The following is a 23669-nucleotide window of genomic DNA, read 5'->3' as shown; positions in this document are numbered from 1 at the left end:
CACCAGGCCGGCAGCCAGGACGGTGGGTGCTGCCTGTCAGGCCGGGGTCAGCCGGCCGCCGTCGAGCGTCAGGAGCCGGTGCGCCGCCGTCCGTGCGTAGCCCAGGTCATGGGTGACCAGCACGACGGCGGCGCCCGCCGCTGCTGCCGATCCGACGGCGGCGTCCAGCAGGGCCAGCCCGTCCCCGTCCAGTGCCACGGTAGGTTCGTCCAGCGCCAGGACGGCGGGCCTGCGCGCCAGGACGGTGGCCAGCGCCAGGAGGCGCCGGGCGGACGCCGGCAGCTCGGCGGGGTGCTCGTCGGCGGCCTCCGCCAGCCCCACGGCCTGAAGCGCCGCGGCGGCGCGGCCGGCAACCATGTCCCGGCCCACCAATCGCTCCAGCCCGAAGCTGACCTCCCGCAGTACGGTCCGTTCAAACAGCTGGTCGCGGGGCTGCTGGAACAACAGGCCCACGGATGCAGCGGTCCGTCCGACGGGGTCGCTTGAGATGTCGCTGCCGCTGACCAGGACAGTTCCCGCGGTGGGTCGCAGCAGCCCGTTGAAGTGCCGCAGGAGCGTCGATTTTCCGGCGCCGTTGGGCCCGGTGACCGCCACGATCTCCCCCGGGTGGACCTGCAGGCTGATGTCCTGCAGCACTGGGGTGCCTGTGTTCAGGCCGCCCGCCGGTGCCGCCCTGCCCCATCTTCTGCGGCTTTCTTTTCCGCGAACCTGCGGGTCCGGGTACGCGAAGGAGACGCCGCGGAGCTGCAGGGCAGCCGGCCCCGCCTGCCGGGCTGCAGGCCGCCTTGGCGGTACCGCGGACTCCGGCACGGCAGGACGCCTGATTGCCCGGGGCAGCACTGGCGGGACACCGCCATCGTTGGCATGCCCCGCTCCCATACCGGCGGGATGCCCCGCTGCCGTGACCATGCCCCCAGCCAGTACCACCCATGTGTCTGCGTCCAGGAGCAGGGGGTCGACCACCTGGCTGAGGATTACGATGGCGGTACCCCGCTTCAGCAGGTCCAGGACCAGGGTGGCAAGACCCTCCGCCCCTGCCGCGTCCAGGGAGGCGAAGGGCTCGTCCATGACCAGCACAGGAGGTCCGGCGATGATGGCGCAGCCGATGGCCAGCCGGCGGAGCTGGCCACCGGAAAGCGTCCCGGGGTCCTGGTCCAGCAGGCCCTGAAGTCCCAGCAGCCCGGCCGTGCGCTGCACCGCCGCCTGCATGTCACCACGCCCCGTACCGGCATTCTCCAGTCCAAACGCGAGTTCCTCCGCCACCGTGGCGCGGACGGTGGACAGCACGGCGCCGGGGTCCTGGGGGACAAAGCCCACGTGGCGGCCCCACTGGGCGGGATCGATCCGCGGGTCCCCCGCGCCGCCGGCAAACTCAAGGCGCGTGCCGGACAACTCAAGGAACCCTGCCAGCGATCCGTGGCCGCCCGGAGGCAGCCAACCGGCCAGCAGGCGGCCCAGGGTGGACTTCCCGCTTCCGGAGGCGCCCAGGATGGCCGTGAAAGAGCCCGGTGCAAGAGATATGGCGACATCCTGCAGGGCCGGGACCTGCCCGTCGTGGAAGGTGAAGTGCCGGATCCCGGCGGCCAGCACCGGCCTGCCTGACGTTGCCGCATCGCCGGCATTGCTGTCATTGCCCGCATTACTGTCATTGCCCGCATTACTGGCATTACTGGCATTGCCCGCATCACTGGCATTGCTTTGGCCGCGGGACACCATGGGCTCAGCCACCTGCGCCCGCCTGCACTACCCGGAGAACCACTGCCGCCAGGGCAGCGAGCACCAGCACGATGCGTACTGTCCGCTGCCGGCCGGAATCAGCCACCTCGCGGTAGCTGGTCCGCGGCCCGGTGTTGTTGAGTCCCCGGGCTTCCAGGGCGGCAGCACGGGTGCCGGCATCATCGATCAGGGAGAGGACCAGCGGAACGGCCTGCAGCCGGAACGCGCCCAGCCTGGACACCAGGCTGCGGGAGACCACCAGGCCGCGTGATTCCTGGGCCTGCCGGATCCGCTGCGCCCGGGCGGCGATGGCCGGCAGCAGGGTCAGGGTGGACGCCAGGACGAAGGCGAACCGGCCCTGTACGCCGCGGGCGGACAAGGCCGCCACGAGGTCGGGCACGCGGACGCTGAAGGAGAACAGCAGGAGGGCCAGGACCACGGCCGCCAGCTGCAGGAACCGCTGCCCGGCGAAGGCCAGGCCCTCCTGGGTGATACGGGCAGGTCCCCACTCTGCCAGGACGGTCCTGCCCTCCGGGAAGAACAGTCCGTGCAGCCACAGCAGCGACAGGCCAAGCGGGACCAGGACTGCCGCAGCCGCCGGGAGCACCCGCCGGGCCGTGCCGCCCGCCACGGACAGGCCAAGGCAGGCGGCAACCACGGCGAGGGACAGCGGCCAGGTGCCGGCCGCCGTCGTAATGGCCGCCGTGGCCGCGGCAGCCGTCAGCGACGTCAGCGGGTTAAGGCGTTCCCGCCTGGCCGGCGCTGCCGTCCTGCCTGCCGATGGTGCCGTCACAGCGTTGCGGTCAGCCCTTCCGTGCAGAATCCGGGGAGGTGCCCTGCGCGGGACCGTGCCCGGGCCCCTGTGCGGGAGCGTCAGCCGCGGCCTCCACGGGGGTGTTGCCGGCCAGGACCCGGTGGCGCCGCACGAAAGGGAACTGCAGGCGTGCCCTGCGGGGCAGCGCATAGACCAGGATGGCCACGACTGTGAACACGATGGCCTTGTCCATAGGGTCGGAGATCAGTGCCTGCTTGGTGATCGCGGCCAGGAGGGTGTCCCCCATGGCCCGGAAGGCGCTGACGATGGCCCCCGTGGCCACGCCGGAGGTGCCCCCGAAGACGAAGGCGGCCACCGGGGCGGACACCACGCCGGCGATGATTCCGGTGGCGAAACCGGCCACGGGAGCCAGGTAGAAGCGGCGGAAGAGGCCGTAGCGTGCTGCCAGCCCGGCCAGGCAGCCAATGAGCGCGGCGCCGGCTGCGAACGGAAGCACCGTGGGGTTGAAGAAGGACCAGACGATGCTGCTGAGCGCTCCGGTAGCGGCACCGGCGGCCGGGCCGGCCAGGACCGCGATCAACACCGTGCCGATGGCGTCGAGGTAGAAGGGAACCAGGGTGCTGCCAACGAACTGGCCGAGCACGATGTTCAGGACCAGGGCCACCGGAATGAGCACCAGGGTGGACGCGGGCAGCGTGGGCAGGAAGGCGACGATCAGCAGGACTGCGCCTGCCAGGAAGCCGGTGAGGGCGATCAGGGCCGATGCGCTGCCCGGACCTCCGGTGATGTCTGCCGGCTGGTTGAGCACCAGGTAGACATAGGTGGCCGCGATGGCCAGGGCGCCGAGGATCTCCAGCAGCCGGCGGCGGGCCGCCGGGCGTTCCTGGGACGGAAGCGTCAAAGAGGGCGATGACATGGGGAATGTTCCTTTGGGTGCAGGCAGTGGCCCGGCAGCGCCGGGCCGGAGTGTGGCTGCCTATGTCACCTCGGCAGCAGCCGACGGCAACTGCGCCGGGCCGGTCCGTGGCCCATTCTACCGGCCATCGTCCGGCAGCGTCCCGTGCCGGGTGGCCCGGTCATGACGGGTCCGCCCCTGCCCTGTCAGCCAACCCGGCGGGCCAGGCTTCCGATGGCGGACACGAGTTCGCGGAACGCCTGCTCCGGGTTGTTGCTGTCGACAATCCTGGCGTTTGGGGGTGTGCCCCAGAGCCCGCGGAAGTCGGCCACAGTGGTTCCCGCCAGGAGCGGCGAATCCGTTTCGACGTCCACGGTGGCGGTCCGCGCCGTGTACTCGAGCGTGCCTGCCGCGACTCCTGCGGCGAAGAAGTCGTGGACGTGGGCCAGGTATCCCTGGTCGTAGAGCCGGTGGAATTCAAAGTAGAACCGCAGGGCATCTGAAAGGTGCCTGATGAGGGTGTTGTCGGAGGTGCTGCGCCGCCCTTCCGGCTGTTCCGGGAGCAGCAGTTCGGGAACGCCGGCACCCGCGGCCCGGGCCAGCGCCGTGACGTGGGCCGGGTGCAGTTCCATGCGTTCGGTGGTGTCGAGGGAGCAGACGATGGGGAGTTTCTCCAGCGGCCTTCCCCGGTACGCGGCGTAGACCTCCTTGGCGGCGTGCGGATCCACGTGCGTGTTCCACTCGGCGGTGGGGGTGGTGTTGCCCTGGTGGTAGAAGGCGCCGCCCATGATTACTGCCTTGGCCAGTAGGTTGGGCAGTTCCGGTTCCTTGCGCAGGGCCAGGGCGAAGTTGGTCAGCGGTGCGGTGATGAGCGCGGTGAGCTCGCCTGGCCTGGCCCTGGCATGTTCGATCCAGAGGTCCACGGCGTCCCGGTCGCAGAGCCGCCCGGCGGGTTCGGGCAGCACGGCGTACCCGATCCCTTGCGGTCCGTGGGTCTCAGGGGTGGTGAGCAGCGGGATGGACAGGGGCTGGCGGGCACCAACCGCCACCTGGACCCCGGACCTGCCGCACAGTTCCAGCAGGGCCAGGGTGTTGCGGGCAACCTGGTCCGCGTCCACGTTGCCGGGAGAGGCCGTGACCGCCACGATCTCCGTGTCCGGGAGGGCGGCCAGGTAGGCAAGGGCCAGGGCGTCGTCGATCCCGGTGTCAACATCCAGGAGGTAGGCGGGCACGGCGGCCTAGAAGAGCGCGACCTTGGGCACTGCCGGGAAGATCCCGTCCAGGTCAGCCAGGTCTTCGGGCGTGGGGACCCAGTTCGCCGCTTCCGCGTTCTGCCTGACCTGCTCCGGCCTGGTGGCCCCTGCGATGACGCTGGCCACCGAGGGCTGGGCGGCAAGCCAGGAGAAGGCCACCTCGATTTCAGTCAGCCCGCGTTCCTTCGCGAAGGCGCTGAACCGGCCCAACTGGTCCCAGTCGGCGTCGTCCACCATGTTGGTGCGGGTGTGGCTGAGCCGGGACCCCTGCGGGGCATGGCCCGGTGAGTACTTGCCGGTGAGGAGTCCGTTGGCCAGCGGGAAATACGGCAGGACACCGAGCCCGAACTCCTCCGCGGCGGGCGTCACCTCAAGCTCGGCACGGCGGTCCAGGAGGTTGTAGTGGTTCTGGGTGGAGATGAAGCGGGCCGTGCCCAGTTCGCGGGCCACGTACTCCGCCTGGGCGATCTGCCAGCCGGAACGGTTGGAGTGGCCGATGTAGCGGACCTTGCCGCTGCGGACCAGGGTGTCCAGCGCCGCGAGGGTCTCATCGATGGGGGTCAGCGGATCCGGGGTGTGGAACTGGTAGAGGTCGATCCAGTCCGTGCCGAGGCGCCGCAGCGAGGCCTCCACCGCCTGGATGATGTAGCGCCGCGACCCGCGGGCGCCGAAGTCCGGCCCGCTGCCGCCCTTCATGTCCATGCCGAACTTGGTGGCCAGGACGACGCCGGAGCGCTTGTTTCCGAGGGCCTTGCCGAGCATGGTTTCGCTCAATCCGGGCTCCCGCCCATAGGTGTCGGCAACGTCGAAGAGGGTGATGCCGGCATCCACCGCTGCGTGGACGACGGCGTCCGTGGCGTCCTGCGTCTCGGTGGCGGTATTGGCGCGGCCAAGGTTGTTGCAGCCAAGGCCCACGGTGGAGACGGTCAGGCCGGATTTTCCAACGCGGCGGTAACTGGTCAAGGACGCCTCCTAGAGGGTGAAGTTGCTGGCGGGCTTGGCTGAGTGCTTGAGTTTGAAGTGGCCAGGGTCGCCGTAGGGGGCGGCGCCGATGCTGAGCTTGGTGAAGTCAAGGTCCTCGCCGCGGGCGCAGACTTTGATGGCGTTGACGGCCTTGTTCACGTCCGGGCAGAGGCAGAAGATGTTGAGCTTGTAGTCAGTGAATTCGGACCGCTCCACCGTGCCCAGGCCGCGCCAGGCGAGGTGGCTGATCAGGGCGTCCGTGGCCTTCTGCTCCAGGTAGCGGTCCCGGTCGGTGCCCTCCTTGGTCTTGAGCGCGAACTGCGCCACCACCCAGAACTGTTCCTCGGTGGGGATCTCGGCGTAGCCGTCCTCCGCGCACTGGGCTGCGAAGGCGTCCAGGAGGCCCTCCGCGGCAGCAGCATCCGGGACGTCGGTTTCCTCGGTTTTGCTCTGGTGCCCCACGGCGCCGAAGTTCATGACGAACTGGGAGTACTCCTCGTCGAACCAGGCCTCCCGGAAGTGGAGGGTGCCCTCGTCGTCGCGCTTGTAGACCCTGACAATGCCGCTCATTTACGTCCTTCTGTAAACCATTCGACGTCGGTGCCGTCGAATGGCGCCTGCTGTGCCTTCACGGCGTGGTAAAGCCCGTCCGCTGCGGCCTGGATGTCCTCAATCAGTTGCTGCGGGTAGCGCATGGAGACGCTGTGTTCGGCGAACTCGTCCTGGTCGTCGATGAAGACGCCGCGGTCAGCCGTCCGGATGACGTCCAGGTCCATGTCGATCACGTGGAACTCGGTCACCGCCGGCCGGATGTGTGTCCATTCGTGGCCCACCGCCAGGTCGATGTAGACCCGTACTCCCGCCGGATGCGCGGAGTCGTAGAACGTGGCCACCCAGTCACCCTCGCGCGGCACCAGCAGGACGGCGTCGGAGCGCGTGTAGAACGCGGCGCCGGGGCGGGAGCAGAACTCGTTGGTGCCCTGGAAGATCCACCACCCGTGCCGGTCTTCGCCCAGGTACCGGCCCGGCACCACCCAGTGGGCCTCGCCGTTCCACTTCCGGTTCCGGGAGACCACCAGCTGTCCCGGCTTTAGGCCGTTGGGAACGCGCGTGGTGGTGGTGTGCAGGACCGGTCCGGACTCCCCGGCGGGGCCGGGATACTTCAGCTCGTCCTCGTCCCTCACAGGATCGGGAGGCTGCCGGTGGTGGGGTGCTGCTGCCCGGGCAGGGGCCGCGCAAACGGAACCTTGGTTCCCAGGACCTGCGCAACGACGTCGTGAGTGATCTGCTGGGCGGTCAGCCCAACGCGCTCCAGCACCTGGTTGCGGGTGCCATGCTCCAGGAACTCGACGGGCAGGCCAACCTCGTTCAGGGCGGTGTCCACGCCTGCCGCCCGCATCTCCTGCCGGATGCGCGATCCCACGCCACCGGCGCGGACGCCGTCTTCGATGCAGATCACCAGCCGGTGGTGCGAGGCCAGCGCGATGATGGAATGGCGGACCGGGAGGACCCAGCGCGGATCCACTACGGTGGTGCTGATGCCCTGCGCCCCGAGCCGGTTGGAAACGTCGAGGGCCAGCTCGGACATCGCGCCGACGCTGACGATCAGGACGTCGTTCTCGGTGGAGCCGGAGGGGCGGCGGGCAAGGATGTCCACGCCGTCGCTCAGCCGCTCCAGCGCCTCGACCGCCGGACCAACAGAGCCCTTGGAGAAGCGGACCACGCTGGGGGCGTCGCTGATGGCCACCGCTTCGCGCAGTTCCTCCCGGAGCCGGGTGGCGTCGCGGGGCGCGGCCAGGTGGAGGCCGGGGACGATCTGGACCATGGCCATGTCCCACATGCCGTGGTGGCTGGCACCGTCCGGGCCGGTGACCCCCGCGCGGTCCAGGACAATGGTGACGCCTGCCTTGTGCAGGGCGACGTCCATCAGCAGTTGGTCGAAGGCGCGGTTCAGGAAAGTGGCATAGACGGCAACCACCGGATGCAGCCCGCCAAAGGCCATGCCGGCGGCCGCGGTGAGCGCATGCTGTTCGGCGATCCCGACGTCGATGACGCGCTCGGGGTGCTTGGCCGCAAATTTGTGCAGGCCCACCGGGATCAGCATGGCGCCGGTGATGCCGACAATGTCCTCGCGCTCGTCGGCGATGGCGGCGATCTCATCGGCGAAGACGGAGGTCCAGGACTGGGCGCCCCCACTGCCGGTTGGTTCGCCGGTCTCGGGGTCGATGATGCCGACGGCGTGGAACTGGTCTGCTTCATGGGCCCGGGCAGGAGCGTAGCCGTGGCCCTTCTCCGTCATGGCGTGGACGATGACAGGGCCGCCGTAGTTCCTGGCGGTGGAGAGCGCGTGTTCCATGGCCTGGAGGTTGTGCCCGTCCACCGGACCGATGTATTTCATGCCCAGGTCCTCGAACATGCCCTGCGGGGCCCACCAGTCCTTGATGCCCTTCTTCATGGCATGCAGGCTCTTGTAGGTGAACTGGCCCACCGGGCCGCCGTTCTGGAGTTTCTTCTTCCACCAGTCCAGTGCGCCCTCATACGCCGGCGCGGCGCGGAAGGAGTCGATGGTGGGGCGCAGGGAGGCAAGGTAGTCGGCGAATCCGCCGACGGTGGGTGCGTAGGAGCGGCCGTTGTCGTTGACCACGATGACCACGCGGCGCTTCTTGTCCGCGGCGATGTTGTTGATGGCTTCCCAGGCCATCCCGCCGGTGAGGGCGCCGTCGCCCACGATGGCGACGACGTGCCTGTCGCCTTCTCCCGTGAGCTGGCGGGCGCGGGAGATGCCGTCGGCCCAGGACAGGGAGGAGGATGCGTGGGAGCTTTCGACGATGTCGTGCTCCGATTCGGCCCGCGCGGGGTAGCCGGAGAGTCCGCCTTCCTGGCGAAGGGTGCTGAAGTCCTGGCGTCCGGTCAGCAGCTTATGGACGTAGGACTGGTGGCCCGTGTCGAAGACGATGCTGTCGCGGGGCGATTCGAAAATGCGGTGCACGGCCAGCGTCAGCTCCACGACGCCGAGGTTGGGTCCGAGGTGGCCGCCCGTCTGGGAAACGTTAGTGATCAGGAATTCCCTGATCTCCGAGGCCAGCTGTTCCAGCTGTTTCTCGGTCAACTCGTTCAGGTCCTGCGGATTCCGGATGGTGTCCAAGATTCCCAATGACCCCTCCTTCGGGTGGTAGACGTGCCGTTTAACTCTAACGCCTTGGCTTGGCTGCAAAGCCGAAGCCCCGGCTGGTCGGTGACCGGCCGGGGCTTCGGGAGGATGGTGCCTGCTGGCAGTTACCGCTAGTTGGCGGAGATCTGGCGCAGCACGTACTGCAGGATGCCGCCGTTGCGGTAGTAGTCCGCTTCACCCGGCGTATCGATGCGCAGGACGGCGTCGAACGACTTCGAGGAGCCGTCCTCGGCGGTGGCGGTGACCTTCAGGGTCTTGGGCGTGGTGCCCTCGTTCAGGGCAGTGACGCCCTCCACCGAGAAGGTTTCCGTGCCGGTCAGGCCCAGGCTGGCAGCGTTCTCCCCGGCCGGGAACTGCAGCGGCAGGACGCCCATGCCGATCAGGTTGGAGCGGTGGATGCGCTCGTAGCTTTCGGCGATGACAGCCTTGACACCCAGCAGGGCGGTACCCTTGGCGGCCCAGTCACGGGACGAACCGGAGCCGTACTCCTTGCCGGCCAGGACCACCAGCGGGGTGCCGGCTGCCTGGTAGTTCTGCGCGGCGTCGTAGACGTAGGCCTGCGGGCCGTCAGCCTGGGTGAAGTCGCGGGTGAAGCCACCCTCAACACCGTCCAGGAGCTGGTTCTTGATGCGGATGTTCGCGAACGTACCGCGGATCATCACCTCGTGGTTGCCACGGCGCGAGCCGTAGGAGTTGAAGTCCTTGCGCTCCACGCCGTTGGCCAGCAGGTACTGGCCGGCGGGGGTGTCGGACTTGAACGAACCGGCCGGTGAGATGTGGTCGGTGGTGACGGAGTCGCCGAGCTTCAGCAGCACGCGGGCGCCGGTGATGTCCTTGACCGGTTCCGGCGTCGCCTGCATGCCCTCGAAGTACGGGGGCTTCCGGACGTAGGTGGAGTTCGGATCCCAGGCGAAGGTGTCGCCAGCCGGGGTGTCCAGTGCCTTCCAGCGGTCGTCGCCGTCGAAGACGCCCTCGTAGCCCTTGGCAAACATTTCCTTGTCGATCGAGGAATCGATGACCTGCTGGACCTCAACGGGGTTGGGCCAGATGTCCTTCAGGAAGACGTCGTTGCCGGCCTCGTCCTTGCCGAGCGCGTCGGTCTCGAAGTCGAAGTCCATGGAACCGGCCAGGGCGTAGGCGATGACCAGCGGCGGGGACGCCAGGTAGTTCATCTTGACGTCCGGGTTGATCCGGCCTTCGAAGTTGCGGTTGCCCGACAGGACGGCGCTGACGGCGAGGTCGTTGGCCTGGATGGCCTCGGAGATCTCGGGTTCCAGCGGGCCGGAGTTGCCGATGCAGGTGGCGCAGCCGTAGCCCACGATGTAGAAGCCGAGCTTCTCCAGGTAGGGGGTCAGGCCGGACTTTTCGTAGTAGTCGGTGACAACCTTCGAACCCGGGGCGACTGAGGTCTTGACCCACGGCTTGGCGGTGAGGCCCTTTTCGACGGCGTTGCGCGCCAGGACGGCGGCGGCCAGCATGACCGAGGGGTTGGACGTGTTGGTGCAGGACGTGATGGACGCGATGGTGACCGCGCCGTGGTCCAGCTCGAACTCGCGTCCGTCAGCCATCTTCACGGGAACCGGGCTGGTGATCCGCCCGGCGCCGCCGTGGGCCGCCGAATACTTCGGCGGTTCGCGGTCGGTGTCGGAGACGTGGGTTCCGCCGGAGGTGAAGGACGGGGCGTCGGAGGCCGGGAAGCTCTCTTCGAGGGACTCGTCCAGGGTGCCCGCGTTGGCGTCATGGGACACGTAGTTCTTGAGGTCGTGGCGGAACTCGTCCTTGGCCTCGGTCAACTCGATGCGGTCCTGCGGGCGCTTGGGGCCTGCAATGGACGGGACAACGGTGGACAGGTCCAGCTCCAGGTACTCGGAGAACTTGATGTCGCGCGACGCGTCGTGCCACAGGCCCTGTTCCTTCGCGTACGCCTCCACGAGGGCGACGTTCTGCTCGGAGCGGCCGGTGAGGCGCAGGTAGTCCAGGGTGACGTCGTCGATCGGGAACATGGCAGCCGTGGAGCCGAACTCCGGGCTCATGTTGCCGATGGTGGCGCGGTTGGCCAGCGGCACCGCTGCGACACCCTCGCCGTAGAACTCCACGAACTTGCCCACCACGCCGTGCTTGCGGAGCATCTCGGTGATGGTCAACACTACGTCGGTTGCGGTGGCGCCGGCGGGGATGCTGCCGCTGAGCTTGAAACCCACAACGCGCGGGATCAGCATGGAGACGGGCTGGCCGAGCATGGCGGCCTCGGCTTCGATGCCGCCCACGCCCCAGCCCAGCACGCCCAGGCCGTTGACCATGGTGGTGTGGGAGTCGGTGCCTACGCAGGTGTCAGGGTAGGCACGCAGGACGCCGCCCACTTCGCGGGTCATGACGGTGCGGGCCAGGTACTCGATGTTGACCTGGTGCACAATGCCGGTTCCCGGGGGAACCACCTTGAAGTCGTCGAATGCGGTCTGGCCCCAGCGCAGGAACTGGTAGCGCTCACCGTTGCGCTGGTATTCGATCTCCATGTTGCGCTCCAGCGCGCCGGAGTTGCCGAAGGCATCGATCTGGACCGAGTGGTCGATAACCATCTCGGCCGGCGCCAGCGGGTTGACCCGCTTGGGGTCGCCGCCCAGTTCCTTGACGGCTTCACGCATCGTCGCCAGGTCAACCACGCAGGGAACGCCGGTGAAGTCCTGCATGATCACGCGTGCCGGCGTGAACTGGATTTCTGTATCGGGCTCCGCATTCGGATCCCAGCCTGCCAAAGCGCGAACGTGATCGGCAGTGATGTTCGCGCCGTCCTCGGTCCTCAGCAGGTTTTCAAGCAATACCTTGAGGCTGAACGGAAGGGCTTCTGCACCTTCAACGGAGTTCAACCGGAAAATTTCGTATTCGGTTCCGGCTACATTAAGTTTGCCTTTTGAACCGAAGCTGTCCACAGTGCTCATCGCAGGACTCCTCTCGCAACAGTTTCATCTTTGTCGCGCGGTTGACCGCCTGCTAGTTAGGACGCCCTAAGTAGTTACAGGGCCCGAAAATTGCACACGGCCGGCCGAGAATTCGGGCGCGACGTGGGACTACTACGGTCATCGTAGTCCAAAACCGCGGCCGCATCACGGAGCCGGAGCCAGCAGTGCCACGGTCTCAAGGTGGTGGGTGTGGGGGTACAGGTCGAAGGCCCGGAGGCCGGCGAGGTCCCACCCTGAGCGGCGGAAGTAACCCAGGTCACGGGCGAACGACGCCGGGTCGCAGGACACGTAGGCAATGGCCCGGGGCTGCGAGGCAACGAGTTGGCCGACGACGGCTTTCCCGGCTCCGGCCCTGGGCGGGTCAAGGACCAGGGCGTCGAAATTCCGCGGCTTCTGGCGCAGGACCCGTTCCACGCGGCCCTGGACCACCTCCACCTGCGGCGCGGAGTGCAGGTTTTTCCGGGCGTCGCGGCTGGCGCCGGGCGCTCCTTCGACCGAGAGCACGGACCCGGTCTCCCCCACTGCGTCGGCCAGGACAGCGGTGAAGAGCCCGGCTCCTGCGTAGAGGTCGGCCACCACGGCTCCGGGGTGGAGGAAGTCTCCATGCCGGAGGAATTCTGTGACAGCCCCCACAAGTGTCCCGGGCGCGTCGCGGTGGATCTGCCAGAAGCCCTCTCCGGTAACGCGGAAATCGTGTCCCTCGGCGGACTCCTGCACCCAGGTCCGGCCGCGGAGCTGTGTCACGTCACCGGTCAGCGCATCAAAGGCCGCCACGGAAACGTCCCCCGGCACTTCCGCAGCAATTGCCCTCAGCCGTTTGTCCTTTGTCCCGGGCGCGGGCGCAAGGAGCACCAGGGGCCGGGAAGCGTTGGCCGGAGCGGCCACCTCAACCCGCTCGATGCCCTGGAGGTCCAGGTCCCACAAGCGCAGCGCGTTGATGGCGCCGCTGGCCAGGGGCATCTCCCGCACCGGGATGATCTGGTTGGAACGGTGAGCGTGCATTCCCAGCCTGCCGCCGGGGGTGACCGAAAAGCTGGCCCGTGTGCGCCACCCAAGGCCGGTGCCGCCGTCGTACTTTTCCCCTACCGCCTCCACGCTGCCCGCCCAGGCGGCGGGCAGTTGCTCAAAGCCGGCCAGCCGGGTGAGCTGTTCGGCCAGGACATCCGCCTTGAGGCTGCGCTGCCGGGCCAGTGTCATGTGCCCGAACTCCGCACCCCCCACAGGCGGGTGGCCGTGGCCCCATGCCCGGCGGGAATCCGCAGGATGCCAAAAGTGCTCCACCCGGTCGGGGGAAGCCTCGAGCACCTCGATGACGTCCGCCCGCCAAAACTTGGCGTCGTCCGCTGCATCGGTCAGCCGGACCCGGACTTTCTCTCCCGGGATGGCGTGCCGGACAAAGATGACCCTGCCCTCATGCCGCGCAACACAGTGCCCGCCATGGGCCACGGGCCCGACGTCGAGGACCGCCTCTTCGCCTGCATGCCCGGCAGCGTCCGGTGCCTGCGGCGCGGCTGTTGAAGTTCTTGCGGTCACTGGACGTCCTGGAGGTTCTTTGCTTCTTCGGATGATTTGAGCTGCCACGGAACACTGGCCACCATGACTCCGGGTTCGAAGTGCAGGCGGGTCTTGATGCGCAGGGCGGTCTGGTTATGCACCAGCTGCTCCCACCACTTGCCCACCACGTATTCCGGGATGTAGACCACGATCAGGTCCCGCGGGGAGTCCAGGCGCATTTGCTTGATGTACTCCATGATGGGCGTGACCGTCTCGCGGTAGGGGCTGGCCAGGACGGTCAGCGGGACCGGGATTTCGAGCTTTTCCCAGTCGGCGATGGTGTGGGCCGTTTCCTCCGCGTCGATGTCCACCGTTATGGCGTCCAGCCGGGAGGGCCGGGACGCACGGGCGTAGGCCAGCGCACGCAGGACGGGTTTGCGGACGTGGGACACCAGCAGGACGGCGTGCACCCTGGTGGGCAGGGCCCGGGGTGAGGAGTCCTCATCCACCGCGAGTTCCTTGGCCACGTTGTCGTAATGCGCCCGGATGCTCCACATGATCAGGAAGAGGACGAACATGGCCAGGAGGGCGATCCAGGCGCCCTGTTCGAACTTGGTGATGAGGACGATGACCAGCACCAGCCCGGTCATGCCGAAGCCGATGCTGTTGATGGTGCGGGACTTCATCATCCGGCGCCGGACGGCTTTGTCCTTGGCAAGCTTCAGCTCGCGCCCCCAGTGCCGGATCATGCCGAGCTGGCTGAGGGTGAAGGAGATGAAGACGCCCACGATGTAGAGCTGGATGAGCTTGGTGACGTCCGCGTCGAACGAAATGATGAGCACCAGGGCGCCTGCCGCGAGGGCAAGGACACCGTTGCTGAACGCAAGCCTGTCGCCCCTGGTCCGGAGCTGGCGGGGAAGGTAGCCGTCCTGGGCCAGGATGGAGCCGAGGACCGGGAAGCCGTTGAAGGCCGTGTTGGACGCGAACACCAGGATGACGCCGGTGGCCGCCACCACGATGTAGAACGGGATGCTGCCCGGGCCGAAGATGGTCTGGGCAATCTGGCTGATGGCCGGGTTCTGGACGTATCCCTCCGGCAGCGGGTTCCCGTCGAGCAGGAATTCCGTGGCCGGATCCAGCACGATGTGGACCTTGGTGGCGTTGGCCAGGTAGATGATGCCGGCCAGCATCGCGGCGCCGATCACCCCCAGGAGCAGGAGGGTGGTGGCCGCATTCTTGCTCTTTGGGTGCCTGAAGTTCGGCACGCCGTTGCTGATCGCTTCCACGCCCGTAAGCGCTGCGGCGCCGGAGGAGAAGGCCCGGAGCAGCAGGAACGCGCCGGCCAGGCCCACCAGGCCCTGGTCGAAGCCTTCCGTGGGGACGATGGTGAAGGCCGCCGACGGCGCCTCCCCCAGCTGCCCCGTTGCGGCCTGGAACACGCCCACCGCGGTCATGCCCAGGATCGATGCCATGAAGATGTAGGTGGGGACGGCGAATACGCTGCCCGCTTCCTTGATGCCGCGCAGGTTGACCAGGGCAAGGATGACGACGCCGATGGTGGCGATGACGGCCTGCTCACCGTGCAGTGACGGTACAGCAGTGGTGAGGTACGCCGCTGCCGAGGACATGGACACGGCAACGGTCAGGACATAGTCCACCAGGAGGGCCGAGGCTACCGTCAGCCCGGCGTACTTGCCGAGGTTTACGTTGGCGATCTCGTAGTCGCCGCCGCCCGACGGGTACGCGTGGACGTTTTGCCGGTAGGAAGCGACAACGGTCAGCAGGACCACCATCACCGCCAGTCCCACCAGGGGCGAGATCGCCACGGCGCTCACACCTGCCAGGGCAAGGGTCAGGAGGATCTCGTCCGGCGCGTAGGCTACGGAGGAAAGGGCGTCGGAGGCGAAGATCGGCAGTGCGATCTTCTTGGGAAGCAGGGTATGGGCCAGCCGGTCGTTCCGGAACGGCCTGCCCACCAGCACGCGTTTGACGGCGTTCAGTATTGTCAACACCCCACAAAGCTAGTCTGAATCGCGGACGATGTCATGACGGGCCCCGGCCGGGCCTAACCAGGGCCGTGCCGGTAGAGTTCTAGCTGCACGATCCTGACTTACATATGGAGGAGATACGGTGGCGCATTTCGTGATCATGGGATGTGGCCGGGTGGGGGCAACGCTGGCGCACACGCTGGAGGATGCCGGACATTCCGTGGCCATCATCGACCAGGACGACCGCGCCTTCCGCCGGCTCCGCCAGGGCTTTACCGGACGGAAAGTCACGGGCATTGGCTTTGACCGGGACACCCTCAAGCAGGCCGGGGTGGGCGAGGCCTATGCCTTCGCCGCGGTCTCCAGCGGGGACAACTCCAACATCCTGGCCACCCGTGTGGCCCGTGAGACCTTCCACGTCCCGCACGTCGTCGCAAGGATCTATGACCCGGGTCGCGCCGAGATTTACCAGCGCCTTGGCATTCCCACCGTGGCGGCCGTCCGCTGGAGCGCCGACCAGGTGCTGCGCCGCATCCTTCCCGAACAGCACCTCGCGGGCGACTTCCGGGAGCCCTCAGGACGCCTGGTCCTGGCCGAACTGGACCTCGACGCCGGCTGGATCGGGCACCGCATCAGCAGCATTGAGAAGGCTGCCGATGTGCGCGTGGCGTACCTGACCCGCTTCGGCGAGGGCCTGCTGCCCGACGCCGGAACCGCCTACCAGGACGGCGACACCGTGCACGCCATGCTGCAGGTGGACCGCAGCGCCCAGATCGCCCAGATCCTCGCCAAAGCCCCCGCCAAGGAGTATCAGTGAAAGTCGTTATTGTCGGCGCCGGCAGCGTCGGATCGTCCATTGCCCGCGAACTGCTGGCGCACAAGCACGAAATCCTCCTTATCGACCTCAAACCGGAAGTGATCGGGCGCAGCGGCCTGCGGGGCGCCCACTGGCTGGTGGGTGACGCCTGCGAGCTCTCCACCCTGCAGGGCGCGAAGGTGGAAGACGCCGACGTGGTGGTTTCCGCCACGGGCGATGACAAGGTGAACCTGGTGGTGTCCCTGCTGGCCAAGACCGAGTTCGGGGTTGGCCGGACGGTGGGCCGGGTGAACAACCCCAAGAACGACTGGATGTTCAACGATTCATGGGGTGTCGACGTCGCCGTGAACACCCCGCAGCTGATGACGGCCCTGGTGGAAGAGGCAGTGGAGATCGGCGACCTGGTCCGGCTGCTGACGCTTCAGACGGGCGTGGCGTCGCTGGTGGAATTCACCGTCCCGCATGATTCGCACGTGATCGGCATGACCGTGGGCGACATCCACTGGCCGGAGGACGCCACCCTGGTGGCGATCCTGCGGGACCAGGCACCCATTACCCCCAGCCGCGACGACGTGATCGACGGAGGCGATGAACTCTTCTTCGTCACCACCATCGCCGCCGAGGACCGGCTGCGGGAGCTGCTTTCCTCCGCACCCGGCAGCATCGACACCGCCGGCATCAACGGTGGAGAGCAGGCGGGCGGCAGCGCCCAGCCGGCCACCCCCAGCGGATACGGCCCGGTCCCGGAGGACGACGGCTTCGACGGCTAGGTCCGCCGCTGCCCGGGGAGAGGCCGAGGGGGGCGGCCTGGCCGTCAGGCGGGCTGGTCTGTCAGGCGGCCTGGTCTGTCAGGCGGGCTGGTCTGTGCCGGCTTCAGGCTCCGCCGGGGCAGGCCGGGTCACCAGCCAGGCCACCCAGACGCCCAGGATGTACAGGGGGGCGCCCATAATGAGCCGTGTGGTGGCGAGGGCGGCCAGGCCGTCGGTGCCCATCAGGTAGAGGGGCACCTGCACAATGAGCCGGAGCGCCAGGACGCCCACGATGATCCAGGTGCCCAGGCGGTACGCCTTGACCCGGTCAGGTTCCTTACGCCATTCCACGCCCTCGTTGCGGATGAAGCCAAAGAGGAGCCCGGCCACGGGCCACTTCACGGCAATAGAGATGACCATCGCCAGGATGTAGGCGGCGTTGGTGAAGAAGCCGGGGAGGTAGAAGTCTTCGGCCTTGCCGGTGGTGTTGGCCAGCCAGGCGGAGATGCCGACGCCGACAATCCCGGCCAGGGCCTGGGTCAGAGGCCGCCGCTGTATCAGGCGGACAACGGTGAACACGGCTGCCGATGCCAGGGCGGCCACCAGTGACAGCGTGAGCTCGCGGGTGATGGTGAACGCCACCAGGAACACCAGGCCGGGAACGATGCTCTCGGCAATTCCCTGCACTCCCCCGGCGCTGCGCAGCACGTCCACCTGCCCGTCGTGGGTGCGGTGGAGTCCCGCTTTGGCGGCGTACCCGGCGGCGAGGCCGGCAACGGGCGATGGACCGGGAGCCTGCGGCCTGCCCTGCTGTTCTCTGCCCGGATGTGCAGGGCCGGACGGCTGTTCGGGCTCTTGCGCGGTCATTCGTTCTCCTGGCGGGACAGTATCTCGTAGCGGGGATTGAATATGGTGGGCATGTCTTCGCCCCGGGCCAGCATCCCCTCAACCCGGATCCGCGCGCCCGCTTCGATGCCCGGCACGCGGCGGCGGCCCACCCAGACGACACGGAGCCGGGGCGGCCTGCCCCGCTTCGGACCAGGGGCCGGACGTTCGGCGTCATCCTGGGACAGGATGGCACTGAATTCCGGGGTCCGGTCGGCAGGAACAAAGGTCACCGATTCAATGTGCCCCTGGCACATGACGCGTCCCTTGTCAGGAAGTTGCTCCAGTGGGGTGATCCGGCCGGACGCATGGACCGGGTTGTTGTGGGGAGACTCAGCCGATCTGGGTAATTTCGGGACCACGTTCGGGCTCCTCCAGGGTGGGCGCGGCGGGGGAGGAGTGGCGGAGGCGTCCTTCGGCAGCCTCAGCTGCAGGAGGTCCCGCGGGGGCATGGGGCTGTCGCCACGGACCACTACGACCTGCCGGAACAGTGCTTCGAGCGGTTCCGCGGCGGGGCGTTCCAGCGCCGCAGGTCCGCCCAGGACGCCGCGCAGGAACCAGCGGGGACCATCGACGCCGATGAACCGGGCCACGCGGTAGCCCTGGCTCCCGTCCGGGAGCCCGGCAGGCAGCTTGGCCACCAGCTCGGTACCGAAAGCCCCTTCCACCTCTTCAACCTGGCCGCCCTGCGCACCGACCGACTGGCCGATCTGTTCGCGGATCTCATCCCACAAGGTCTCGGTTTTGGGCGCTGCAAAGGCCTGCAGCTGGAGGCTGGAGCCGTCCAGGTCCAGGGTCACCGCCACCACGCGCTGTGTTGCCTCCTCGACTTCGAGGCGGAGCTGAAGGCCCTCGCTGGGCGTGATCAGCAAGGCACCAAGATCCACATAGCCGTCGCGGCTGCTGATCTCGGCCTCATCGAAGGGGCCGTCCTGGCGGCGGGCGGCGGTGGCGGATCCGCTTTCTTCGCCGTCCGCAACCGTGAGCTCGTCGGCCGGCTCTGCCGGCTCTTCACTCTTTGCTTTCCTGCCGAACCCAAAGACCATGGGTGACTCCTTAATTCTGAAAAAGTGCCAGTCCTGAAACCTGCCGGCGAAACTTTGGAGGTTCCGCCGTCGTGCATGCCGGCGTGGCTGCGGGTGCAGCCTAAAGGTCAGGCTCCGGGGACGCTGAACCCGCCGGTGGAACCGAAGCCTCCGGTGCCCCGCACGGATCCGCTCAGTTCGCTGACAGGAATGAATTGGGCGTGCTCCACCCGCTGGATAACCATTTGGGCAATTCTATCGCCGCGCCGGAGCTCAATGGGCTGGGACGAATCGGTGTTCAGCAGTGTTACCGAAATCTCGCCCCGGTAGCCCGCGTCAACGGTGCCGGGGGCGTTTACGATCGTCAGGCCATGCTTGGTGGCCAGGCCGGAGCGGGGGTGGATCAGCGCCACGAACCCATAAGGAAGGGCAATGGCCACGCCGGTGGGGACCAATTTGCGCTCACCGGGCATCAGGACCACGTCTTCGCGGGCGCGGAGGTCTGCGCCGGCGTCGCCCGGATGTGCGTAGGACGGTGCTTCCAGCTCAGGATCCAGCATCTTCAACTGGACCTGCAGGGTGGGAGCGGCGGTGGCGGGCAAGGCTGCGTCCGGGACAAGGTCTACCGTGGCGGGATGATCAGTCACAGTCACTCACTCTAACCCGCGCCCCCAAATCACTCCTAGGGAGGCCGGGCCGCAGAGCCTGTCCCAAGGTGAAATAGCCGGCCAAAGGTGGAAAGCTTGGGCTATGCCCGATTCAAGCTCGCCTGCGTCCGTTCCCAGCACACCCTCTGCCGGGACACCTGTTGTCTACAGGGAGAAGCTGTGGCCCAACGCCTGGATCTGGATCATCGCGGCCGGCGTCTCCGCAGCGGGCATCCTGGTTTTCGCCCCCATCAGCATGGCGGCAGGCTACACCGCGGCATTGGTGCTTTTCGCCATCATCGCGGTCCTCCTGGTTGTTTCCACCCCCGTCATTTCGGTCACGGCTGACACCCTCACCGTTGGAAGGGCCACCATCGAACGCCGTTTCGTCGGCGCTGTGCAGCAGTTCAAGGCCGGGGAGGCGACCGCGGAACGGGGCACCCGGCTCAACGGTCTCGCCTACCTGTGCATCCGCGGCTGGATCGATCCCGTCGTAAAAATCGAGATCACGGACCCCGCCGACCGGACCCCCTACTGGCTCGCCTCAACCCGCCATCCGGACCAGCTGACGGCAGCCCTGACGCGGCACTGACGCCGCCGGGGCCGCCGGTCCTTGCGCCCGCACGCACCTTTCGGGCCTGCTTCCAGCGGAAAATGACGGCGCGCCCTGCTCCTTGAGCCAATTCCCCGCCGCCGGGTGGCAGAGTTTCGATTGATAGTAATGCCAGGGTGGAGGATTTGTATGCAGGATCTACGGCTTGTAGGCGTGCACGACGACGGGACGCATCTCCTGTTAAGCGGGCCCGGCGGCGAGATGTTCCAGCTGCCGATCGATGAGGCCCTCAGGACGGCCAGCCGGTCCACGGCCAGGCCGCGGACGGAGAGGCCGGCCGTTCCCATGTCCCCCCGGGACATCCAGGCACGGATCCGTGCCGGTGCCACGGCTGCGGACGTCGCCGAGCTGTCCGGGATGCCGCTGGCCAAGGTGGAGCGTTACGAGGGCCCTGTCTTGGCGGAGCGCGAATATGTTGCCCAGCAGGCGCGGAAAGTTGAAGTCGCGGCGCCTTCCCCCGGCCACGACGTCTACCGGTCCGCCTTCGGCGACAACCCGGCAACGCTGGACGACATGGTGGCCCACCGCCTGTCCGCCCACGGCATCGACCCTTCAACCGTGGAGTGGGACTCATGGCGGCGCCAGGACGGTACCTGGACTGTCTCAGCAAGCTTCGAGGCCAAGCCCGGGGGTACCTCGGGAATCGGCGAAGAACCTCCTGCACTGTGGACCTTCAGCCCGGCACGGAAGTCCCTGCAGAACACCAACCGCTGGGCGCAGCAGCTGAGCGAACTTGAACCGCTGGACGGGCCCGTTCCTGCCCGCCGCCTCACCGCGGTTTCCGACCGCCCCTTTGATTTCGAGACGGACGCGGATGCGTCCAGGACGTCGCCGGCCGGCCAGGGAGTGCCCGTGCAGGATTCCGGCAAGGAATCCGACGGACTCCTTGACATGCTCCGCTCCCGCCGCGGCCAGCGCCTGGGCGTGGATGAGGATTCCGACGACGCACTGGCGCTGCTGCTGACCCATGGCGTGCCCGCTGCCCACCCGCGCCCTTCCGAAGTGGCGGCTGAACCGGAGGCCGGGGAGACGGAACCACAGGATGACCAGCGGGATGCGCCGGCAGCCCAGGGCGACTCCTTCATCAGGCGCAGGGACACCAGGCCTTCCATGCTGTCGAGGCTCAGCATCCTTCCGCCGCACCGTGACAGCCACGATGATGCGCTGCGGCTTCACGACGGCGTCAGCACCGACACGAGGGAAATCACCATTGCGGCGTCCCCGCAGAAGCCCGCCGGTCCGACTCCCGGGGCTGGTTCCGGAACTTCCGGCGGCGCCGGGCTGGACGAGCTGCTGGGCAGCAATCCCCGCCGCCCGGCGGCGAAGCAGGAAGACGCTTCCCCCTCCACCGGACAGCTGCCGGAGACTGAGGCGCCGGAACGGCCCGCACGGCCCAAGCGGTCCAGCGTGCCGTCCTGGGACGAAATCGTTTTTGGCACGCGGAGCGACTAGAAGCTCCCTCCCCGCACCGATGATGGCATTGGCCGCGTTACGCACGGGCGCGTGCTAGGCTCCCCACCACACGGCCGCTTCACATAGCGCAATCACCAGGAGGTCTGCGGTGCCGGACACAACCTGCCACATGTCCATCTCCCTGGACGGTTTCGTCGCCGGGCCGGACCAAAGCCGCGACAACCCCTTGGGTAGACGCGGCATGGAACTGCATGCGTGGCACCTGGGCGACCCCCGGGCCAACGACGCCGACAAGGTGGCCAGCGAATGGCTTATGCGCCCGCGCGGCGCTTATGTGATGGGGCGGAACATGTTCGGCCCGATCCGCGGAGACTGGGACGGGGAATGGAGCGGTTGGTGGGGACCCGAACCGCCCTACCACGCGCCAGTGTTCGTCCTCACGCATCATGCCCGCGACTCCCTCCAGATGGAGGGCGGGACGACCTTCCATTTCATCACCGACGGCTTCGATGCCGCCTACGCTGCCGCCCGTGACACCGCCGGGGACAAAGGCGTGGACATCGCCGGCGGGGCGTCTACCGTCCGGCAGGCGCTGATCGCGGGAGTAATCGACGAACTCACCCTCGACATCGCGCCGGTGCTGCTCGGGTCAGGGGAACGGATTTTCGACGGCGTTGAATCCTTCGGCTTTGAACCCGCCGAAGTGCTCCACTCGCCGCTGGCAACGCACATCCGCTATCGCCGCGTACACTGACGGCCGCCACGTTCACGTACGGCGACATGCTCCAAAGGCTCAAGCGCTGAGGTATTCCTGAAGTGCCTCTTCGAGGAGGCTTCGTTCGCCGGGCAGGAATCCTGGCGGCCACTTTGGTGGTTCCCAGTCCTGGTGTTCGCTTGTGTAGTGGCGGCCTGTGGGTGAGGTCCAGCCGGGTGGTTTGTTTGTGCTGGCCGGGGTGGGTTTCCAGGCGGTGGTGTGTCGGAGCCTGTGGTGTTTCGGGCAGGGCTGTCCCAGGTTGCTGATTCCGGTGGTGCCGCCGTGGTGCCAGGCGAGGAGATGGTCGGCCTCCGTGTCCAGGGAGGTGTTGCTGCAGCCCGGGAACGGGCATTTCCCGTCCCGCATCCGCAGCCAGGCCCGCATCGCCCTGGGAACCCGGTAACTCTTCCGGCCGATCTCCAACGGCGCCCCGTCCCGCGGGTCCACCAACACCCGGTAAAACGAGGCCGCCCCGTCCGCGACCAGTCGCCGCGCCATCGACGCCGGCACCGGACCATACCCGTCCAGCATCGCCGGCTCATCGGTCAGGCCCATCAGCGCGAACACCGGAACCGTAACCAGCACCTCGGCGCGGACCGGCGACGGCTGGTGGCCAGTTCCCGATGCGGCGCTATCAGTGCCACCGGCACCGGCGCCCGGCCGCGCAGCAGCCAGGGCGCCGGCAGTGGCACTGGCACTGGCACTGGCACTGGTGAGGCTGGTGCTGCCGCCCCGGGTGTTGCCGCTGCCGAGGATCGCTGCGGCGAAACTGTCGGCCCGCAGCTGGGGCATGGTCCTGTCCTCGCCCGGCCCTTGCAGGCCCCGTGCGGCAACGGTGAGCCGGTTCCACCCGGCCATGGCCTGGTCCGCGGGCAGGTACGCGCCCAGCCACGCCATCCCGTCCCGGTCCGGCCGGAACTCCACCCGCCGCTCCGCCACACCCCTGGCGTGCCGCTTCTCGATCGATTCGGCGTGGTGGCGTTCCCGCCAGGTCCGGGCCTTGACCCGGAACCGGTGCGCCGGCAGCTCCCCGGCAGGGCAGCCCCGGGCGGCATCCTGTGCTTCAGGGTCCAGGAAATGCGCCTCCAACGCCGCCGCCCCCACCGCATCAAGGCTCGCCGTTTCGTCGCCCATCACCACCGCGTGCTGCCAGGACAGGGTCCCGGACTGCAACGCCTCCAAAGTCCGCGGCAATGAAACAGTCAGGGCATGGGAAGTGGCCAGGAACGACGCCGCCGCCCGCGGACCCAACGCCAGCACGCACCCGATCTCCGCCGCGACCGCCATCTCCTGCGCCACCACCGGCACCTCCGGCCCCGCCACAGCATGCGCAGCCTCCGCATACCCCACCGCAGCCTTCGCCTTCACCCCCGCAACCCGCGCCTCCACCTCCCGGGCCCCTGCAAGAATCTCCAAGCACCCATCCGCCAAACCGGCCAGCGGATCAACATCCGCGAACGCCTCCAGACCCGCCCCATCCACCTCAGCCTGAAGCACAGCAAGGGCAGTACGGATCTCCTCGAACGCCCTCACCACCGCCGCCTTCCCCATAA

At 67.9% G+C, this 23669-nt stretch carries 20 protein-coding genes and 1 pseudogene; 5 read left to right on the top strand and 16 right to left on the bottom strand.

Going from position 1 to position 23669, the window contains the following annotated elements:
- Positions 1-36: 36 nt before the first annotated feature.
- The 11 genes from ACEN9K_RS09620 to ACEN9K_RS09570 all read right to left on the bottom strand — a co-directional run bounded on the left by ACEN9K_RS09620 (position 37) and on the right by ACEN9K_RS09570 (position 15237).
- Positions 37-1728, bottom strand: a complete 1692-nt coding sequence (locus ACEN9K_RS09620) for an ABC transporter ATP-binding protein (RefSeq protein ID WP_495635596.1) — start codon at positions 1726-1728, stop codon at positions 37-39.
- On the bottom strand, positions 1721-2509 hold the full coding sequence (locus ACEN9K_RS09615) for an energy-coupling factor transporter transmembrane component T (RefSeq protein WP_495635595.1): 789 nt from the start codon (positions 2507-2509) through the stop codon (positions 1721-1723). Before ACEN9K_RS09615 ends, ACEN9K_RS09620 begins: the two co-directional genes overlap by 8 nt.
- A gap of 10 nt (positions 2510-2519) precedes the next feature.
- Positions 2520-3407, bottom strand: coding sequence for an ECF transporter S component (locus ACEN9K_RS09610; protein WP_134164364.1), 888 nt, complete (start codon positions 3405-3407; stop codon positions 2520-2522).
- A gap of 185 nt (positions 3408-3592) precedes the next feature.
- Positions 3593-4618 (bottom strand): nucleoside hydrolase, encoded by a 1026-nt coding sequence (locus ACEN9K_RS09605; RefSeq protein WP_134164365.1) that lies wholly within the window; start codon positions 4616-4618, stop codon positions 3593-3595.
- Positions 4619-4624: 6 nt separating this feature from the next.
- Positions 4625-5602 carry an aldo/keto reductase gene (locus ACEN9K_RS09600; protein WP_223994818.1) on the bottom strand — a complete coding sequence of 326 codons (978 nt, stop codon included), beginning with the start codon at positions 5600-5602 and terminating at the stop codon, positions 4625-4627.
- A gap of 9 nt (positions 5603-5611) precedes the next feature.
- Entirely contained in the window at positions 5612-6172 is a 561-nt protein-coding gene (locus ACEN9K_RS09595; RefSeq protein WP_223994816.1) for a hypothetical protein, read from the bottom strand.
- Positions 6169-6786 (bottom strand): DUF402 domain-containing protein, encoded by a 618-nt coding sequence (locus tag ACEN9K_RS09590; RefSeq protein WP_495635594.1) that lies wholly within the window; start codon positions 6784-6786, stop codon positions 6169-6171. Before ACEN9K_RS09590 ends, ACEN9K_RS09595 begins: the two co-directional genes overlap by 4 nt.
- The gene (dxs, locus tag ACEN9K_RS09585; protein ID WP_495635593.1) at positions 6783-8756 is read right to left on the bottom strand and encodes a 1-deoxy-D-xylulose-5-phosphate synthase; all 1974 of its coding nucleotides are present in this window, start codon (positions 8754-8756) and stop codon (positions 6783-6785) included. The genes ACEN9K_RS09590 and dxs overlap by 4 nt, the downstream gene beginning before the upstream one ends.
- A gap of 128 nt (positions 8757-8884) precedes the next feature.
- Positions 8885-11710 carry an aconitate hydratase gene (locus tag ACEN9K_RS09580; protein WP_056393627.1) on the bottom strand — a complete coding sequence of 942 codons (2826 nt, stop codon included), beginning with the start codon at positions 11708-11710 and terminating at the stop codon, positions 8885-8887.
- Between the two features lie 165 nt (positions 11711-11875).
- Complete coding sequence (locus ACEN9K_RS09575) at positions 11876-13264, bottom strand: class I SAM-dependent RNA methyltransferase (protein WP_495635592.1); 1389 nt, start codon at positions 13262-13264, stop codon at positions 11876-11878.
- Positions 13261-15237 (bottom strand): APC family permease, encoded by a 1977-nt coding sequence (locus ACEN9K_RS09570; protein ID WP_043425214.1) that lies wholly within the window; start codon positions 15235-15237, stop codon positions 13261-13263. Before ACEN9K_RS09570 ends, ACEN9K_RS09575 begins: the two co-directional genes overlap by 4 nt.
- A gap of 118 nt (positions 15238-15355) precedes the next feature.
- Here ACEN9K_RS09570 and ACEN9K_RS09565 point away from each other — a divergent pair, with 118 nt between their 5' ends.
- Both ACEN9K_RS09565 and ACEN9K_RS09560 read left to right on the top strand, forming a co-directional pair.
- Positions 15356-16030 carry a potassium channel family protein gene (locus ACEN9K_RS09565; RefSeq protein ID WP_018770736.1) on the top strand — a complete coding sequence of 225 codons (675 nt, stop codon included), beginning with the start codon at positions 15356-15358 and terminating at the stop codon, positions 16028-16030.
- Positions 16027-16800 (top strand): potassium channel family protein, encoded by a 774-nt coding sequence (locus ACEN9K_RS09560; protein WP_495635591.1) that lies wholly within the window; start codon positions 16027-16029, stop codon positions 16798-16800. The genes ACEN9K_RS09565 and ACEN9K_RS09560 overlap by 4 nt, the downstream gene beginning before the upstream one ends.
- A 78-nt stretch (positions 16801-16878) precedes the next feature.
- On the opposite strand, the gene ACEN9K_RS09555 is transcribed toward ACEN9K_RS09560, so the two are convergent.
- The 4 genes and pseudogenes from ACEN9K_RS09555 to dut all read right to left on the bottom strand — a co-directional run bounded on the left by ACEN9K_RS09555 (position 16879) and on the right by dut (position 19336).
- Positions 16879-17646, bottom strand: a complete 768-nt coding sequence (locus ACEN9K_RS09555; RefSeq protein WP_018770734.1) for a DUF3159 domain-containing protein — start codon at positions 17644-17646, stop codon at positions 16879-16881.
- Entirely contained in the window at positions 17643-17897 is a 255-nt protein-coding gene (locus ACEN9K_RS09550; RefSeq protein WP_346656251.1) for a single stranded DNA-binding domain-containing protein, read from the bottom strand. The genes ACEN9K_RS09555 and ACEN9K_RS09550 overlap by 4 nt, the downstream gene beginning before the upstream one ends.
- 100 nt (positions 17898-17997) lie before the next feature.
- A pseudogene (locus ACEN9K_RS09545) lies at positions 17998-18710 on the bottom strand (DUF3710 domain-containing protein).
- A 107-nt stretch (positions 18711-18817) separates the two neighbouring features.
- Complete coding sequence (dut, locus tag ACEN9K_RS09540) at positions 18818-19336, bottom strand: dUTP diphosphatase (RefSeq protein ID WP_018770731.1); 519 nt, start codon at positions 19334-19336, stop codon at positions 18818-18820.
- Positions 19337-19439: 103 nt separating this feature from the next.
- Here dut and ACEN9K_RS09535 point away from each other — a divergent pair, with 103 nt between their 5' ends.
- The 3 genes from ACEN9K_RS09535 to ACEN9K_RS09525 all read left to right on the top strand — a co-directional run bounded on the left by ACEN9K_RS09535 (position 19440) and on the right by ACEN9K_RS09525 (position 22116).
- Positions 19440-19928 (top strand): DUF3093 domain-containing protein, encoded by a 489-nt coding sequence (locus tag ACEN9K_RS09535; RefSeq protein WP_018770730.1) that lies wholly within the window; start codon positions 19440-19442, stop codon positions 19926-19928.
- 150 nt (positions 19929-20078) lie between these two features.
- Entirely contained in the window at positions 20079-21401 is a 1323-nt protein-coding gene (gene sepH, locus ACEN9K_RS09530; protein ID WP_134164373.1) for a septation protein SepH, read from the top strand.
- Positions 21402-21510: 109 nt separating this feature from the next.
- Positions 21511-22116, top strand: a complete 606-nt coding sequence (locus ACEN9K_RS09525; RefSeq protein WP_026265995.1) for a dihydrofolate reductase family protein — start codon at positions 21511-21513, stop codon at positions 22114-22116.
- A 39-nt stretch (positions 22117-22155) separates the two neighbouring features.
- Here the strand turns inward: ACEN9K_RS09525 and ACEN9K_RS09520 are convergent, their stop codons facing one another.
- On the bottom strand, positions 22156-23667 hold the full coding sequence (locus tag ACEN9K_RS09520; protein ID WP_495635590.1) for an HNH endonuclease signature motif containing protein: 1512 nt from the start codon (positions 23665-23667) through the stop codon (positions 22156-22158).
- Between the last annotated feature and the right edge of the window lie 2 nt (positions 23668-23669).

The organism is Pseudarthrobacter sp. Pseusp20 (assembly GCF_059492155.1).
The sequence above is the reverse complement of the archived record's forward strand: the minus strand, read 5'-3'. Positions and strand labels throughout refer to the sequence as shown.